Origin of the sequence: Clostridium hydrogenum (assembly GCF_021432385.1) — a bacterium.
In the GTDB taxonomy this organism is placed as follows: domain Bacteria; phylum Bacillota; class Clostridia; order Clostridiales; family Clostridiaceae; genus Clostridium_S; species Clostridium_S hydrogenum.
Window position 1 is genome coordinate 588,247 of the sequence record NZ_JAEACT010000004.1, and the last position, 17,197, is coordinate 605,443.

Consider the following 17,197-nt stretch of genomic DNA (forward strand, 5'->3'; position numbering starts at 1 on the left):
ACTGTGTAAATAGTTTTCACCATGTAAACCATTTTATAATTATTTTTAATATTTGTAAATAACAAAATTTATAAAAAGCAATTGACAAAATAAACAGAATGGTCTATTATTAATTTAGAAACTTAAATGTAAGGAGATTATAAAATGGCTAAAACAAATAAAGGTGAACAATCAAAAATTAAACTTATTGAATGTGCTGCAGATTTATTTTTAAAAAATGGTTATAATGCCACTGGTATTAATGATATTCTAGCAGGTACAGGTTTACCAAAGGGGTCATTTTATTTTCATTTTGCAAGCAAGAAAGATTTAGCTATTAGCGTTTCAGAGTATTTTGAAAAAAAATTTGGAGGATGGATATTAAGAAATTCAAAAGAAAAAAATTGGAAAGAATTCATAACAAGTCTAATGGGAGAAATGATTGAAGGCGCGGAAAACGGAACTCATTATGGTTGCCCTTTTGCTGTATTAGGACTAGAAATAGCTTTCTCAGATTCTGAGCTTTCAGAGCGTTATTACAATTCCCTAAAAAAACTAATAGGTTTATTTACTTCAATTTTTGAATATTCGGGAGTACCTAAAGATAAAGCACATATTTTATCAAATCGTGCTTTGGCAATATACGAAGGATATCTAGTGTATTACCGAATTGGTAAAGATATAGACACTTTAAGAATGATGCTGACAGATCTTATAAAAGTATATGATGATTTCGAGATGATTAAAGATAAACCACTGTGAAACTTAAAATTTATTTGTACCAAAATGCAGTCTTATAGGCATTTTAGTGCACATAAATCTTAATAGTTGAGCTAGTATATCTATAAAGAGTGAAAAGAAAAATTAAAAATTCTGTTTAATATTTTCATTAAAATAAACAAACCAGTCTATTATATATTTTAGGAGGAATAAAAGAGTGAAAAATAAGTTGAATTTTGAGGCGACTTTAACTAAAGGTTCCTAAAAACCTGTTTTTTACAGTATTAAGAAATTAGTATTAGTTATCGTTGCATTTAACTAATAAGGAAGTGTCATATCCTTTAGATTCAAGGTAAGCAAAAACATTTGTATCATTTAGAGTTACTTTTTGCTGATTAAAATGCGGATCCATCAATTCCGTATAATCAGTTGGAGTAAAAGATTGTTTTTCAGAAATCATGTGGTAGATGCATACCATCATCATTCTGGCAATTGCGATAATAGCTTTTTTGTGTCCACGACGTTTTTTAATGCGTCCATATTTTATTGCAAAGTAAGGTTGCTTTTTACTTTTAATTGCAGCAAGAGCACACTGTACCATCATAGGTTTTAAGTAGACACCTGCTTTTGCAATGCGTACAGATTTTTTCTTGCCAGCAGATTCATTGTTAGCTGGGGAAAGCCCACACCAGGAACAAAGGTGTTTAGCATCATCAAAGATAGCCATATTAACACCAGTTTCTGCAAGGATTATTGTGGCACTAAGTTCAGTAATACCAGGCAGAGAAGAAATGAATTTTACAAATTCATAGTAAGGTTTAATGCGTACGTAAAGCTCTATCTCAGTTTGAGAAATCATATTATTAAGATATTCAAGATGAGATCTGGCAAGTTTTAATTTTTTAGCTTGATCAGTTTCTATATTGTACCCTTTGATAGCATTAATAATTTCGTCAGATTTTGCATTAGCACCTTTTTTAATAAGTTTGCGAATTGCTTTATCTTCAATAGTATCAGAAGTGTTTACAAGCAAATAGGTCATAATTTCTGTTGCTGTTCTACCAAAAGGATCAGACAAGATACTTGCAATTCCAATATTTGAGACAGTCATACAGTTTTGAATTCGGTTCTTTTCAGAAGATTTCATACAAACAAGTTTAAAGCGATAGCGAGCCAGCTCACGCAATTGACGAAAATCTTTTGGTGGAATAAAAGAACATCTGACTAAATCAAATTTATAAAGGTCAGCAATCCACTTGGAATCTTTTTTGTCTGTTTTTTTACCCTTGATTGCTTTGACATATTTGGGATGTGTTAAACACACATCAATGTCAGCTTCAAGATAATTAAAAATAGGAATCCAATACTTACCAGTGGATTCCATACAGACATGTTTGCAGTTATTTTGAATTAGCCAGTTGTGAAACTTCTGAATATCAGAGTTGATGGTAGTAAAGGATTTTTGTTTGTACTCAGATATTCTATTTTTATCAGTAGAGACAATAGTTGCAACGATAACATTTTTGTGGACATCAAGTCCACAGCATATGGGGTAAATAAGCCTCATAATAACATCACCACCTAAATAAAAAGGAAATAGCAACATTGACTGTCATCCTACGACTAAATAAACATGGTTTATTACCAATGATAAGAGTCCGGGCTCAATGTCCCACTTGTTTGTGCTTGAAAGGATGACGGCACATATAATTATACGGGGTCGAAATAAATTCGCCACTTCTCCTCCCGTGCTCTGTAGTATATTGCTATTCCATAAAAAATATTATACCAAATGGAGGATAGGTGCAACAGTTTTTCATAACTTGTTTGTGCCTTGAGCGAAGCGAAAGGAATGAGATAAATTATGAAAGATGTAGTAATAGTAAGTGCCGTTAGAACAGCAATAGGAGCATATGGAAAAACCTTAAAAGATGTACCAGCAGTTGAATTGGGCGCAGTCGTAATAAAAGAGGCTGTTAAAAGAGCTAATATAAAACCTGAATCTATAAATGAAGTTATTTTTGGAAATGTACTTCAAGCAGGATTAGGACAAAACCCAGCAAGGCAAGCAGCTGTAAAAGCTGGATTGCCTGTAGAAATACCTGCTTTTACAATTAATAAAGTTTGTGGTTCAGGATTAAGAACTGTAAGTTTAGCAGCTCAAATCATAAAAGCTGGAGATGCAGACACTATTGTAGTAGGTGGTATGGAAAACATGTCTAGTGCACCATATTTACTTAATAATGAAAGATGGGGTAAAAGAATGGGGCACGATGAACTCGTTGATGAAATGATAAAAGACGGGTTATGGGATGCCTTCAACGGATATCATATGGGAATGACTGCGGAAAATGTTGCAGAGCAGTGGAATATAACAAGAGAAGAACAAGATGAATTTTCACTTTTATCACAGCAAAAAGCTGAAAGAGCTATTAAAAATGGAGAATTTAAAGATGAAATAGTTCCTGTAGTTGTAAAAACCAAGAAAGGTGAAATAGTATTTCAGCAAGATGAATTTCCTAGATTCGGAAATACCATTGAAGCCCTAAGCAAACTTAAACCTATTTTTAAAGAAAATGGTACTGTAACAGCTGGAAATGCATCTGGCTTAAATGATGGAGCAGCCGCTTTAGTAATAATGAGTGCTGAAAAAGCTAAGTTTCTAGGAATAAAACCACTTGCTAAAATCAGTTCTTATGGATCAGCTGGATTAGACCCATCAATAATGGGATATGGTGCATTTTATGCAACTAAAGCTGCTCTAAATAAAATTAATTTAAAACCTGAAGATTTAGATTTGATTGAAGCTAATGAGGCATATGCATCTCAAAGCATAGCAGTAACTAGGGATTTAAATTTAGATATGAGCAAAGTTAATGTTAATGGTGGCGCTATAGCACTTGGACATCCAATTGGTGCTTCTGGTGCACGTATTTTAGTAACACTACTTTATGCTATGCAAAAAAGAGATGCCAAAAAAGGTCTTGCTACTTTATGCATTGGTGGAGGTCAAGGAACAGCTCTTGTAGTCGAAAGAGAATAAAGGAGATAGTTATTATGGATACAATTGAGGGAATAATTCAAAAAAAGGCTTATGAGCTAGGCTACGAAAAATGTGGCATTATTCCAATCGATTTAATGGATGAATATGCCGTAAAATTTAATGAACGTATTGAGAAAATTCCAAAATCAAAAATGTTTTACCAAAGCCAACAGCGTTTAGTTAATCCCAAAGAAATATATCCATGGGCAAAATCTGTTGTAGTCCTTACAGTACCTTATGGGAAATACAAGGTTCCAAAAATATTAAATGGACTCATAGCTAAAGCCTATTTATTTGATACACGTATAGATAAAAATACAAAAGAATATCAGAATAGTCGTGAATTAGAAAAATATATGCATGGGCTTGGTTTAAAAGTAGCCACAGACCGAAAATTTGGAGTAGTTGGAATGCGCTGGGCAGCTCTGCAAGCTGGAGTTGGAATTATTCGTAGAAATAACTTTTTATATACAGAAGCTGGTTCATGGGTTCATCTTGAAGCTTGGTTAACTGACAGGGAAATGGAGTTAAAAGAAACAAATAATGTTGTGCAATGTCCAAAATCCTGTAACCGCTGCATAGCATCATGCCCTACAAAATCTCTTTCTGCTCCATATACTATGTCACCTACAGAATGTATTTCTTTTCTTACAACCTTTGGCGGTGGACGCAACTTGCAACAGCAACCATTAAGCAAAACCTTTGGAAACTGTATTTACGGTTGTGAAATTTGCCAGGATGCTTGTCCTATGAATAATGGCAAGTGGAAAGGCAATGAAGATTTTCCTGGTCTTGAAGATTTATCTCCTTCATTAACGCCAGAGAATATTTTGAATATGGAAGAAAATTTTTATCGTGAAAGAATTCAGCCAAAATTTTTCTATTTATCGCCAGAAGATCTTTGGAAATGGAAGGTAGATGCATTATGTTATATGAGTAACAACTATAAAGAAATTTATAAACCACTTATTATAAATTCCTGCAATCATGAAAATATTAAAATACGTGAAATGGCTTGTTCTATTTGTGAGGAACTTTGTTTAAACTAATTTTCTTAGTATTTATGCTAAAATTTAGACCTTGAAATGAAAGAGTAGATTGTTTTTTATCACAATCTACTCAAAAATCCTGCGTACCTTTTTTACTATTAAGCTAGTTTTACATCAAAATAAGTTAGTTTGCTTTCAATTATACAAATGAATTACATAAACAGCTGCCCTACGCATGCAGTTTTTTGCACACTTTCAAGAACGCCACCGCCTACTTCACCAGCCATTTTGCATAAGTTTAAATCACCAAAGGCAACCAAAAATACAAATAATACTCCTAAAAACATTAATAATTTATACTTTCTTTTTAATAACATTTACTTTCTCCCCCTTTATATTAATTGAACTGTAAAGCAAAATTATTTATTTCTTTTACTCTATCAATATTATTATTCGCAATATAAAAATTCATAAGCTTATAAATAAGTTTATCTGTTAATTTGTCCTGCTTTGTAGACAGTTTAAATACTTCATCTTTTATTAAGTCCACATTCTCAGTCATAGTTGTCACATTCATCAATTTATAAAGTATACTATTTAGTAAAACATAATTTTTCTTTTTCTTAGAAACATCCTTAGCCTTAATATAATATTTGCTGGCTTCTTCTTTTTTGTCCAAGTATTCATATATCTTGGCAACTTCAAAATAAATATCAGCTTCATATTGACTATCGCTATTTAAATAAGGCAATTCCCTCTGCACAATTGTAAACTCTTTACTAATTCTATCTTGGTCAGATAATGCCATATATGCTTCAGTTATATTTATGTGTAATGCCAATTTTTTATCTAACTGATTGTCATTTAAAGCATCTAATAAACTTCTGTAAATGGCTATAGATTCATCATAACGTTCTATTTTTTTTAGGCATATAGCTTTTGTGTCTAATATGGTAAAATACGTTTGTGTATCATTCTTATTAAGTAGTTTTTCTATTTTATCAATATCAGCTAAAGCTAACTCATATTTTTTTAACAAATAATAAGTCCATGCACGATTGTAGTTAAAACCAATTATATCTACTGAAGATAAGTTATCAAAATGTTCTATAACGAATGTGGTGTTTTCAATTGCCTTATTATACTCACCCGAATGTATATAAGCTTTTGTTATCTTTGAAAAAATTTGTAATAGTTCTTGAGAAGGACGTAATTTTCCTACGGCTGTCAAAGCCTTTTCATAATACATAATACTCTCATACATCTCATTCTTGATATAAAAGTAATCCCCTGCCACTTCATAAATTGTAGTTGCCTTTTCATTTATATTCCAATCAGCTAAAAAACTCTTTGCATCTCTAAGTGTTTCAATAAAGCTGTCATCTTTAAATATCAATAACTTCTTTAATTCCGTTATATAATTATCAAGTATTTTTGTAGCTTGTACAATCTGATTTTCCATTAAGTACTCAACAGTTTCTGTAATTTTAAAACCTTTCTTGCTTGCCATTTCTTTTAAGTTTTTTATAATGATTTCTGCCGTTTTTTTAGTCATATTTGCCGCACCAGTCTCTATTTCACTTATTAAATTCCTTGTTATGTCATTTCCAGAAATCTCATCTTGTTTTAAGCCATATTTTTTTCTAATTGATTTTAGCTTATCACCATCCGCTACTATCCGACTTTTTTTCATTATTACAAATCCACCTCATTTTTCCAAACATATTTATTTAATAATACCACAAAAGTAATATATTGTAAATGAATTGATGCATTTAGTAAATAAATTTTTTTTCATTGGCTATGTTTTAAATAAGTGTTGATTTTCACACTTATTTAAAGCATAGCCTTATCATTAAAATCCAAAATAGTATATATCAAAAATGCTATTTAAAAATCCAAATATGACAACCCCTAAAATAAATGAAACTCCATAAATTATTATATTCATACTAAATTCCTCCTTAATAAATGTTTTTAATTAGGCCTAATTTATGTACTTATATTACCTTAGTATAGTGGACACTTTCTGTACCTTTTTAAATATTTCTATATAAAAAAAGTTACCTTTCCTGATAAAAGGTAACCCTTTTTATATAAAAATTTATTTATATATTTCATACATTTTTCTTATTGTGTCTTTAATTTCATTTCTATACCTCTCTGGCTTCAGAACTTCTAAAAATTCCTTTTGAGATAAAAGCCACCTTTTAACTCCCTCACCATACACTTCTGCTTGAATTATTGGCTTATTATCTTTTTCGTCATATTTTATTACTTTTGAAGTAGGTAATCTATCAAGAACAGCTTCCAAGGAATCTCCCCAAAACTTAAATTGTATACTCCTCAATTCTCCAGTATACATAAATTGTATCTTCTTATGAAATTCCCCCTCTTCAAATCTATCTTTATATTGCATAGAAAACTTTTCTTCCGTTATGTCATATTTTTCAAATCTATCTACTCTAAATACAATTGGATAGTTTTCATTTTTTACTACAATCTCTCCAACTAAATAAAAATAGTATTCACTAAATACCAATCCTAATGGTTTTAATTTGTACTCTTTAATTCTGCCATCCTGCCTTTGATATTTTGCATGTACTAACTTTTGCTCTTGCACGCTGACACTAATCTTCCAAATGAAATCAATTATATTTTTATTGTGTTTTGGTGGTACATAATTAAATTTTTCATTTTCAATTATCTTCCTCAATAACTCATTGTCCTCGCACTGAGAATTTAATATAGCTAATATCTTGTTCAGTTCATTATTTGAAAACGCCCTTGATTCAAGTATAATTTTTGATAGTGCAAAAATATCTTTATCTGAAAATTTGAATCCTTGTGGATTAATCATTTCGTATCCTTTTTAACTTTTATTATATACAACAATTCTGGAAACTTTTTTATCGTCGCTTCTCAAATAGTTGTTTAAATCCCTTATGTCTCTTTGCATAGTCTTTTCGTCTACTCCATATGCTACTGCTAAATTTTGCTTGTTTCTTACTTCGCCTCTATTTAGTCTTTCATATAGACTTAACATTCTATAAGTTTTTGACTCAGCTCCACTTTTAGCCTCATTTCTATTTATTATTTCATTACCCCTCCTTTTTCATAAGTATATTATATAACTGCATCTAGGACAAAAACAGTCCATGTAAATAAAAACATAGACAAAAAATGAAGAAATAATATTTCAGAACACTGTAGTTGATAATTGATAGTTAAGGATGATTTTTCTCCTCGACAAATTGTAATTTAACAAGCTGAACTTGGCATTTGAAATTATTAATTCGAAGACAGCTTCATATTCGCCCATAGTACGCCTATTGACACTCTATCCTAATTTGAGCGTAATCCTCAGGAGTATCCGCATCCATCAATATGCCCTTATCTTTTACTGGAACAGTCTTAAAGTTATGCGAGTTTATAAAATCCTTCATTGATTCATATTTATCATTTTCCAATACATCATTTATTAAATTACTATTTATAAGTACAGGATGACCTTTTTCTCCGTCATACACTGGTATAACAATATCTGCCTTGCATTTAATCATTTTTTCACAGGTATCTTTTTTTATCAATGGATAATCACCTGGCGTTATAAAAAACCGGTTTCCTCTAACATTTTTAAGTCCAGTTTTTATTGAACTAAACATGCCATCCTTATAATTTTCATTTAAAACAGTAGTTATTTTTCTATATGGCTTCAAAACCTCACAAATCATATTGTAATTGTAACCTCCAACTACTATGATATTAGAACAATAATCATATATAGCCTCTATGCAATTTTCTATGATTGTCTTTTGCCTTAATTCTAAAGTCATTTTATAATTTCCCATCCTGCTGGATAATCCTGCTGCTAATATAACGCCATCAATACTCACTATACCACCTCTATACACTTTTAATTTAATAGTGTATATTTTTCCCAAAGAAACAAAAAATATAATATATATACAACTTAAAAATTAAAAATTTCAAGTTTCAAGTTGTAAATCTATAGATAGGATGGTGATTGTAAATGTGTTTAGGAAATAAAGCTTTAAGAACTGGAATTTCGGCGTGTCTTTGTATGATTGCAACAAAGTTACTTAACCTTAAATATCCCTTTTTCGTTATTCTTCCTGCTGTTATGCCAATATCTTCAACTCTTGAGGATACTATAAAAGCAAGTGGAAACAGATTGATAGGAAGTTCAATAGGTGCAATAATTGGCATTTTATTATCTTTAATTGAACCTACAAATCCTTTGCTTACTGGAATTGGAGTTATGATAATTATTTATGCCTGCAAGTTTATTAATTGGGAAAACTCAGCTGCAATAGCTTGTCTTATATTTGTATCAATAATGGTTGGAATTAAAGGCGAAACAGTATGGCTTTACAGCCTTAATAGATTGCTTGATACCTTTATTGGAATTGCAATTACAGCTACTGTTAATACTCTTACGCTTTCATTAACTATATATTCCTCATTCATAAAAAACACAAGAATTTTGTATGATGACTTTTTAAAAGCAATCAGCTATAAAATTTTTTCCAATGTAGAAATTAAAATCGAGCCACTATATAAACAGATAAATAACATTAAAGATTTGGTGACAATCTATAAAGATCAAATTCATTTTAAAAGAGCTTGGAAAATAAAATCACAGGAAATGGCGTCAATTTATGAAAATTTAAAATGTGCATATGATGAACTCAATACTATAAATTCAATTGATAGCACAGGCTCGCCAAATGCCGAAAACTCAGAAATGATAAATAAAATTTTTTCTAAAGAAATTCATTATAAGAAATACGAAAATAGTGAAGTTGGTATAGTTTACAACTATCATCTTGAAAAACTTTTAAAAACAATTCAAAATGTAAACCTATAAATTACAATTTGTCGAGCAGAAACAAGAGTAGAGAGTAGAGTGAAGGATGATTTACCTTTCGCTTCTCTCAGGTAAATCTTAAACTTAAATGTTGTCAGCTTCGCTGAGCGCCATGTATGGCGCTATTGCGCAGCAATAAAAAATAAGTTTTGAGATTTTTTGTAGCGATAGCGGAGAAAAATCAACCATCACTCTACTCTCTACTCTTTACTCTCTACTCTGATTCAAATTGTAATTTATAAATATAAATTTAGTATTTGCAATTAATATTTCTTAGGTAATATAAGTAGCCCTACATAATTCTATAATTCTTTATCTTGTATTTATCAAGTATTCTCTTAAGACAACTTCTTCGTATAACAACATATAACTCCTTATTTAATATAAGACAGCGCTGAAACAACTTGTGGAAACCCTTGTTTTCAAGTTCTAAAGGGCCAATTTCATCTATAAATATTGGTTCTTTAGATTCAATCAGTGAATTAATTATTTGTTCGGCAAACTTTAATGCCTCCTTGGAAAAACTATAAGTTTGATAGTTGTATTCCTCTTGCCAGAAGTCTGGGCGTTTTTCTTTTAAGGACCATATTATGCTTTCACCAGTTGATAATCTTACAATTTTCTGTCCTATATAAGAATTTCTATTATATATCTTCTTATTAAAAAATCCGTCTCCCTTGCCTAAACTTTTGTAAATATAAACAAGTTTCGTTGACTTTCCTGAATTAATGCTGCCGGTAATTATATTAATCATAAGCATCTATTAATCATTATTGCAAATAAAAACATTGCAAGTGATAAAGCAATTTTTATGCCTATACTGCCTTGTTTCCCCTCTACCTGTTTTTTTGAAAATCTTTCTGTTGCTATTAGATACACTTCAATAATGATTGTGTTTGCGGCACTTTCAAGTATCATGAATTGTAAAAATGGATTTAATGCCCTAAGCTGTGAGGTGGCTATAACTGCTCTTGGCATAAACAAAAAAACATATGTTAAAAAAATTGCTCTCCAAGCAACATTTACTCCTGCTATACCTAAAATTCCTGCCTTCTTATTCCTTCTTTCCATTATCTTATACAAGGCAAGCAGTGATGCAGCCTCAAAAATTATAGAAGCAGACGGGTTAACAACTTTAATAACATTAGGCTCAATAAACAAATCAGTAAGTTTTATTGCTGCTGCAACCAAGCCTCCGTAAAGTACGCACCAAGCCTCTCCTGTTTTCTTATAAATCTTATTTAAAAAATAAAAAGCAAGAGGAAACCATATCAAAAAACCAACACTTAGGTTCATTCGATGTAATAAGTATCCAAGTGTAGCTTCAACTATCCCCCAAATAGACCCCCAAAACACAACAGCACAAAAATTTCTCCAAAGTTTCTCCTTCTTACGTAATTTTAATAACCAATCAATCATATAAATCCTCCAAAATAAAATATTCTTTATATTTTATTTTTTTAATTCAATTTTTATAACCTTTAAAATAAACTGTATACTTATTTCCTAATTGGCAAAAATAATATATATATTATTTTTATATAGTAAGGAGGAAATCCAGTTGAGCAACTTAATAAGAATTGGAATAAGCATACCAAGAAAAGAAGCTTTTGATAAAGTTACGGGAGCAGCAAAATACACTGATGATTCACTACTTCCAGGAACTTTGCACGCAAAGATACTCACAAGCCGTTATGCACATGCAAAAATTGAAGCAATAGATATATCCGCAGCCAAAAAAGCATCTGGTATCCAAACAATATTAACAGGAGATTCCTTTCCTACACTATGCGGATCAGTAATAAAAGATAGACCCCCTATAGCACGAGATAAAGTTCGCTACTACGGCGAACCAGTGGCAATAGTTGTTGCAAACAGCGAACAAGAAGCAATGAAAGCTATAAAACTAATAAATATAAAATACACACCTCTCCCTGTTGTTAATTCAATAAACGATGCCTTAAAGCCAAATGCAATTCTTATACATGAAAATTTAATGCAATATAAACATGCGGTGCATGATGTGTATCCTGAAAAAGGCACAAATATTTCAGATAGAATTCAAATAAGGAAAGGTGATATGACAAAAGGCTGGTCAGAAAGCGAAGTTACTGCAGAAGGAAACTTTTCTCTCCCACAATCCGACCATATTGCAATGGAAACTAGAACTGCCAAAGCGCAAATTATGACTGATGGAAGAGTGATAATTTATACATCTTCTCAAGCACCATATTCCGTAAAAACTCTTTTAAGTAAATATTATAATATACCTGAAGGGAATATCATCGTTAAGGTACCTTTTGTAGGTGGCGGTTTTGGTGGAAAGGCAGCTATTGCCCTAGAAGTTCTTGCATATATTGCTTCAAAAGCTGTTAATGGTAGATTAGTTAAAATATCAAATTCAAGAGAAGAAGATATTAAAACTTCACCTTGTAAAATAGGTCTTGAAGCAAGTTTAAAAATAGGTGCAACTAAAAATGGAATTATCAAAGTTCTAGAGGCTAAGTACATGGTTGACAGTGGTGCCTACACTGATAGTAGTCCTCGTATAGCTAAGGCAATAGCAGTTGATTGTTCAGGACCATATAATATTGATAACATATGGTGTGATTCCATATGTGTTTACACAAATCATACTTATACAACCTCTTTTCGTGGATTTGGTCATACAGAATATACCTTTTGCATGGAAAGATTGATGGATAAATTAGCAGAAAAGCTTGGTATTGATCCATTAGAAATAAGAATTAGAAATGCCATAAAACCTGGTGAGTATACAGCTACACAAGTTAAAACAACTATAAGCAACATAGGTAATTTATCAGCTTGTCTAAAAAAATTAAAAGATTTATCAAAATGGCAGAAAGGTCAAGTATTAAAAACAAAAAATGGCATGATAAAAGCAAAGGGAATGGCTTGTTTTTGGAAAACCTCAGATTCACCAACAAATGCAGTTTCAGGTGTTTTTCTAACATTTAACACAGATGGAAGTTTAAATCTCAATTCTGGAACCGTTGAAATTGGTCCCAGTACAAAAACTACTTTAGCTCAAATCCTTGCTGAAAAATTAAAAATGGATGTATCAAGAATTCATGTATTTATGGGCGTGGATACTCAAGTTTCACCAGAACACTGGAAAACTGTTGCAAGCATGTCGACATTTATGGCTGGAAGAGCTACTCTTAGGGCTGCGGAGGATCTTATACGCCAACTAAAAAGTGTAGCTGCTACTGTTATGAAATCCCCTCCAGAAGATTTAGATATTGAAGAAGAAAAAGTGTATTTAAGGCAGGATCCAGAAATATATGTTTCTTTTAAAGATTTAGCTAGGGGATATAAATTAGCAAATGGGCTTGCAGTTGATGGGCAAATACTTGGCCGTGGAAGCTTTATAATGAGCCATATTACTGATATAGATGAGGAAACCGGAAAAGGAAAACCTGGTCCAGCCTGGACTGTAGGAGCTCAAGCAGTGGAAATAGAGTATGATCCTAAGAATTTTACATATAGACTCTTAAAAGCCATTACAGTCATAGATGCAGGCAAAGTACTTAACCCAAAAACTTCAAAAGGCCTCATAATGGGTGGAGTAAATATGGGGTTTGGAATAGCCACTAGAGAAGCCTTTGAATACGATGCTGATGCTAAACTTCAAACTACTACATTTAGAACTTATAAACCAATGCGATTTGGTGAAAATCCTGAATACATAGTAGACTTTATTGAAACGCCACAAATTGATGCACCCTTTGGGGCGCGTGGTCTTGCAGAACATGGAATAATAGCAATTCCAGCTGCATTTTCAAACGCTATATCAAAAGCAACTCAATGTGAATTTGATAATCTTCCCATAACACCAGAAACAATTTGGAAGACAAAAACTGGAGGAAATTATGATACCCTTTGATTTTGAATATTATAAACCTGATACAATTGAAGAAGCCACAAAATTATACTTAGATTTAAGCAATAAAGAAAAAAAGCCTTTGTATTATGGCGGCGGAACTGAAATCATAAGCATGGCAAGAACTTACAATGTATATACTGAAGCCGTCATCGATATAAAGGGCATTTCAGAATGTAATGTTCAAGAATTAAAAAACAATAAGCTTATTATTGGGTCCGCCGTTACTCTTACTCAAATTGCTGAAGCAAATTTATTTCCTTTACTAGCCTTAACAGTACAAAGAATTGCAGATCATACCATGCAAGATAAAATAACACTTGGCGGAAATATAGCAGGTACAATTATATACCGTGAAGCCGTATTACCTCTTTTAGTATCTAACAGTGAAGCGATTATAGCAAGTCCAAATGGAACAAAACAAGTGCTATTAAAAGATATTTTTGATAAAAGAATTAAACTAAACTGCGGTGAATTCATAGTAAACATACTAATAGATGATTATTTTCTTTCTTTACCATATTGCCATGTAAAAAGAACTAAAAGTGATAAAATAGACTACCCTCTAATTACACTTGCAGCGCTTAAAGCCAGTAACGGGATAAACATAGCATTTAGTGGCCTTTGCAGCTACCCATTTAGATCATCTTTAATTGAAAATTATTTAAATGACCCTGAGCTTCAAAACAAAGCAAAGATTAACAATGCCATAGATAACATACCAGGTTCAATACTAACTGACTTAAGTGGATCAGCTGATTTTAGAAAATTCATTTTGCAAAGAATGCTTATAGAAGTTTTAAAAAAATTGGAGGGATAGACCTATGTTAAAAATCTCTGGTAAAACCATAATTATATTAAATGTAAATGGAGAAAACAAAGAAGTTGTCGCAAAGCCATCCGATATCCTGCTCAATACCCTTCGAAATCAATTAGGATTTACGGGAGCTAAGCCAGGCTGCGAAAATGGAGACTGCGGCTCATGCACTATCCTTGTAGATGACTGGCCAATAAAATCCTGCTTAATGCTCACAGTTGAAGCAATAGGTAAAAAAATAGTAACTGTTGAAGGCTTAAAAGATGCTCCAATACAAAAAGCTTTTGTGGAAAACTGGGGTTTTCAATGTGGATATTGTACTTCTGGATTTTTAATGGTTTGCCATGCTCTAGCTTCCATCCATCCAGATGCAAATGACCATGTAATACAACAATGGCTGCAATCAAACATTTGCCGATGTACTGGTTATGAAGAAATAAATAACGCAATTAAAGCTATTCTAAAAAGCAATTAATTTTTTACACTAGTCTCCTATTTCAGCTCAATACACTTAAAAAATTGGAGAAAGTTTATATATAACCTGCCCTTTACTTCTGTCCTTTGTAATTGCGTATTCTTCTTGCACCCAAAGCCAAAGTAATTACTAAGGGTACTCCAAAATCAATTGGAAGAGAAAAGTACTTCCATATATGTTCTCTTAAATTTAAAAAAAACACTCTATTGCTAGCCATATAATATGCAGCAACTATCATTATTAAACCAAAAGCAATAATTAATAGTTTTCTTTTCTTTATTTTGGTGGTTTGCGCGAATGCCTCTAAGGAACAGGAACTCAAAACTCCTGCTTGAATCATTATACTCCAATACCACAATGCAACCATAAATGATTCAAATCTGTGAAGATACTTAGTAATTTGGATAGATCTTACAAAATCCATACTGGCAATACGCATTAATGCTACAACCTGAGGTCCCATAACCATTAATTCTACAATAAAATAAAATATGAAAAACAAACCTCCTATAAGTAACCCAGAAGTAGCTGCACCAAAAATACTTTTTTTGTCATGCACCATTGGCAAAAGCATTGGTACAACTAAAGGCGATAATCCAATAAATGTATCAACTTGTAAACTAGCTTTAAATACATTCACAACTCCCGAATCAAAAAAAGGTTTAATCCTACCAATATCTATTTCACTAAGTGAAGCTGCAAAAACCATTAAATAAAAAATTATAGCAGCTTTAAAAGCAATAACCCCTACTCTTGCAATAACTTCGGGTCCTTTCCATACTAAATAACATATTACCAAAACATGCATTGTGATAATTACCAGAAAAGGCGTTCCTGTAAGTAGAAAATCACTAAGATGATGTATGTACATTGATATTGAACTAGCCGCCGCAACAAAAAAATATATTGCAAGAATTCCCCCCAAAAACTTGCCTAATACTGGTCCTAGCAGTTCTTCACTGTATTCTATTATTGTCTTATTGGGAAATTTTTGTCCTATATAAATAATAAGAAGAACAAATGGCAGTATAGTAAGTACACCTATAATGCCACTTATCCACATATCACGCCCAACTTCCCTTGCTAGCATGCCACTTGCATAATTAATTGTGGAAGGCCACATAATACAAATTATAATATCTCTAAACTGATTATTATTAATGACAAGCTTTTCTTTTTTCATATTATTTTACCTCTTTACTTCAAGTTGCTTGGTTGAAGCGGTTTTGCTAATGATACATGACGAATATCTACTTTTACAGCTATATTTACCTCGGAAGTTTTAAAAAGTTCATTCCAATTTGAAGATATTTTATGCCACTCATCTTTATGCTGGCTGTGAAGAGTACGACTTAAACCAATAAAATCTATTTGTTCATTTTTTGCCGCTGTTACTGTTGATTTTATATCCTTTGCAATGGATACTTCCATAGCCTTTTCTAGTTTATTTAATTTTTCCACATCATTAAAATTGGTGTAACAAGATTGTTCAGTTATATTTGCAGAAGCATTCACCTCAATTTTAAAACTTGGAATTCCATCGTGTAAATTACTCTTCAAGGATGCCTTGGCTTTTTTAATTTCCAATGTAACAGGCTTATAATCATAAGGACAATTAACAACCATTATAGAATCCTTCATTTGATTCTTTATCCACAAAAGTCCTCTCGTCTCGCCTTCCGTTAAGGAACCAGACATTTTACCTCCGTGAAAAATATATGCACCACTTGACTTTAAAAAGTGTGGTGATTTTGATTTATCCAAAGTAATCCTTGAAGTCACTGAACCTACATTTGGGTCAAGATAATCCTCAAGAAAATCTTTAAGCATTACCATATATGACTTACCATTTAAGCTTCTGTTTTCAATTATTTTTTCCATATATAAAGATGGATCCTTTTCCGTTTCAGGTATAATATCAATAGTCTTTGCTGCCTCACCTGGAGTAACTGCAACTAGAGCCCTCAAACGTATTTCAGGATTTCTACTAAAAAAATCAAATATCTCAAGAGTATTAGATCTTGCCAGTTCTTCACCTATAACTATTACTTTAATATGGGACCAGAAGATACGCCTGGAAGATATCGCTGACATATTACGTATTGCCTCAAAGATTGTTTTGCCTGTTCCAGAGATTATCCAATAAGGCTTAGCCTTTTGAGTTCCAGAACCTGATGGCGTTTTGCTGTAAGTATCAGGACTTGCAATTTGCGCAGTTACCTTAAATCCATTTTCAGCTTTATCCAAGCCAATGCTTAGTACAAAAGCAAGTTCATCAATTTCCCTTGCATCCCAACATCCAGTTTGTAAAAGCGAAAATAAAATAACTAATACACAAGCTATCTTCCTCTTCATATGTGTCTCTCCTTTCCCTTAAAA

General features: G+C 32.0%; 17 protein-coding genes. 7 read left to right on the forward strand and 10 right to left on the reverse strand.

Annotated elements, in window-relative coordinates; genetic code table 11:
• The first annotated feature begins 144 nt into the window (after positions 1-144).
• Positions 145-741, forward strand: a complete 597-nt coding sequence (locus CUEA01_RS20945) for a TetR/AcrR family transcriptional regulator (protein WP_234123952.1) — start codon at positions 145-147, stop codon at positions 739-741.
• A gap of 256 nt (positions 742-997) precedes the next feature.
• Here the strand turns inward: CUEA01_RS20945 and CUEA01_RS20950 are convergent, their stop codons facing one another.
• A complete protein-coding gene (locus CUEA01_RS20950; protein WP_456237148.1) occupies positions 998-2,269 on the reverse strand; it encodes an IS110 family RNA-guided transposase in 1,272 nt (423 codons plus the stop codon).
• 294 nt (positions 2,270-2,563) lie between these two features.
• Here CUEA01_RS20950 and CUEA01_RS20955 point away from each other — a divergent pair, with 294 nt between their 5' ends.
• The gene (locus CUEA01_RS20955; protein ID WP_234123954.1) at positions 2,564-3,742 is read left to right on the forward strand and encodes an acetyl-CoA C-acetyltransferase; all 1,179 of its coding nucleotides are present in this window, start codon (positions 2,564-2,566) and stop codon (positions 3,740-3,742) included.
• 14 nt (positions 3,743-3,756) lie between these two features.
• On the forward strand, positions 3,757-4,791 hold the full coding sequence (locus CUEA01_RS20960) for an epoxyqueuosine reductase (RefSeq protein ID WP_234123956.1): 1,035 nt from the start codon (positions 3,757-3,759) through the stop codon (positions 4,789-4,791).
• Between the two features lie 152 nt (positions 4,792-4,943).
• On the opposite strand, the gene CUEA01_RS20965 is transcribed toward CUEA01_RS20960, so the two are convergent.
• The 5 genes from CUEA01_RS20965 to CUEA01_RS20985 all read right to left on the reverse strand — a co-directional run bounded on the left by CUEA01_RS20965 (position 4,944) and on the right by CUEA01_RS20985 (position 8,627).
• A complete protein-coding gene (locus tag CUEA01_RS20965) occupies positions 4,944-5,108 on the reverse strand; it encodes a hypothetical protein (RefSeq protein WP_234123958.1) in 165 nt (54 codons plus the stop codon).
• A gap of 20 nt (positions 5,109-5,128) precedes the next feature.
• The gene (locus CUEA01_RS20970) at positions 5,129-6,424 is read right to left on the reverse strand and encodes a helix-turn-helix domain-containing protein (protein ID WP_234123961.1); all 1,296 of its coding nucleotides are present in this window, start codon (positions 6,422-6,424) and stop codon (positions 5,129-5,131) included.
• A gap of 411 nt (positions 6,425-6,835) precedes the next feature.
• Entirely contained in the window at positions 6,836-7,591 is a 756-nt protein-coding gene (locus CUEA01_RS20975) for a helix-turn-helix transcriptional regulator (RefSeq protein ID WP_234123963.1), read from the reverse strand.
• A gap of 12 nt (positions 7,592-7,603) precedes the next feature.
• Positions 7,604-7,777 (reverse strand): hypothetical protein, encoded by a 174-nt coding sequence (locus CUEA01_RS20980; RefSeq protein ID WP_234123965.1) that lies wholly within the window; start codon positions 7,775-7,777, stop codon positions 7,604-7,606.
• A 283-nt stretch (positions 7,778-8,060) separates the two neighbouring features.
• Positions 8,061-8,627 (reverse strand): nucleotidyltransferase family protein, encoded by a 567-nt coding sequence (locus CUEA01_RS20985; protein WP_234123967.1) that lies wholly within the window; start codon positions 8,625-8,627, stop codon positions 8,061-8,063.
• Positions 8,628-8,764: 137 nt separating this feature from the next.
• On the opposite strand from CUEA01_RS20985, the gene CUEA01_RS20990 reads away from it, so the two are divergent.
• Positions 8,765-9,622 (forward strand): FUSC family protein, encoded by an 858-nt coding sequence (locus tag CUEA01_RS20990; protein ID WP_234123969.1) that lies wholly within the window; start codon positions 8,765-8,767, stop codon positions 9,620-9,622.
• 292 nt (positions 9,623-9,914) lie between these two features.
• On the opposite strand, the gene CUEA01_RS20995 is transcribed toward CUEA01_RS20990, so the two are convergent.
• Both CUEA01_RS20995 and CUEA01_RS21000 read right to left on the reverse strand, forming a co-directional pair.
• Entirely contained in the window at positions 9,915-10,376 is a 462-nt protein-coding gene (locus tag CUEA01_RS20995) for a nucleoside-triphosphatase (protein WP_234123971.1), read from the reverse strand.
• The gene (locus CUEA01_RS21000; protein WP_234123973.1) at positions 10,373-11,041 is read right to left on the reverse strand and encodes a hypothetical protein; all 669 of its coding nucleotides are present in this window, start codon (positions 11,039-11,041) and stop codon (positions 10,373-10,375) included. Before CUEA01_RS21000 ends, CUEA01_RS20995 begins: the two co-directional genes overlap by 4 nt.
• Positions 11,042-11,183: 142 nt before the next feature.
• Between CUEA01_RS21000 and CUEA01_RS21005 the strand changes: the two genes are divergently transcribed.
• The 3 genes from CUEA01_RS21005 to CUEA01_RS21015 are packed head-to-tail and all read left to right on the forward strand — an operon-like array spanning position 11,184 to position 14,818.
• Positions 11,184-13,529 (forward strand): xanthine dehydrogenase family protein molybdopterin-binding subunit, encoded by a 2,346-nt coding sequence (locus tag CUEA01_RS21005; RefSeq protein ID WP_234123975.1) that lies wholly within the window; start codon positions 11,184-11,186, stop codon positions 13,527-13,529.
• Positions 13,516-14,346: an FAD binding domain-containing protein gene (locus CUEA01_RS21010; protein WP_234123977.1), complete on the forward strand. Its 831-nt coding sequence runs from the start codon at positions 13,516-13,518 to the stop codon at positions 14,344-14,346. The genes CUEA01_RS21005 and CUEA01_RS21010 overlap by 14 nt, the downstream gene beginning before the upstream one ends.
• A 4-nt stretch (positions 14,347-14,350) precedes the next feature.
• Entirely contained in the window at positions 14,351-14,818 is a 468-nt protein-coding gene (locus CUEA01_RS21015; protein WP_234123979.1) for a (2Fe-2S)-binding protein, read from the forward strand.
• Positions 14,819-14,891: 73 nt separating this feature from the next.
• Here the strand turns inward: CUEA01_RS21015 and CUEA01_RS21020 are convergent, their stop codons facing one another.
• Positions 14,892-16,001, reverse strand: coding sequence for a GerAB/ArcD/ProY family transporter (locus CUEA01_RS21020; RefSeq protein WP_234123981.1), 1,110 nt, complete (start codon positions 15,999-16,001; stop codon positions 14,892-14,894).
• A gap of 14 nt (positions 16,002-16,015) precedes the next feature.
• Positions 16,016-17,173 (reverse strand): Ger(x)C family spore germination protein, encoded by a 1,158-nt coding sequence (locus tag CUEA01_RS21025; RefSeq protein ID WP_234123983.1) that lies wholly within the window; start codon positions 17,171-17,173, stop codon positions 16,016-16,018.
• Positions 17,174-17,197 lie beyond the last annotated feature (24 nt).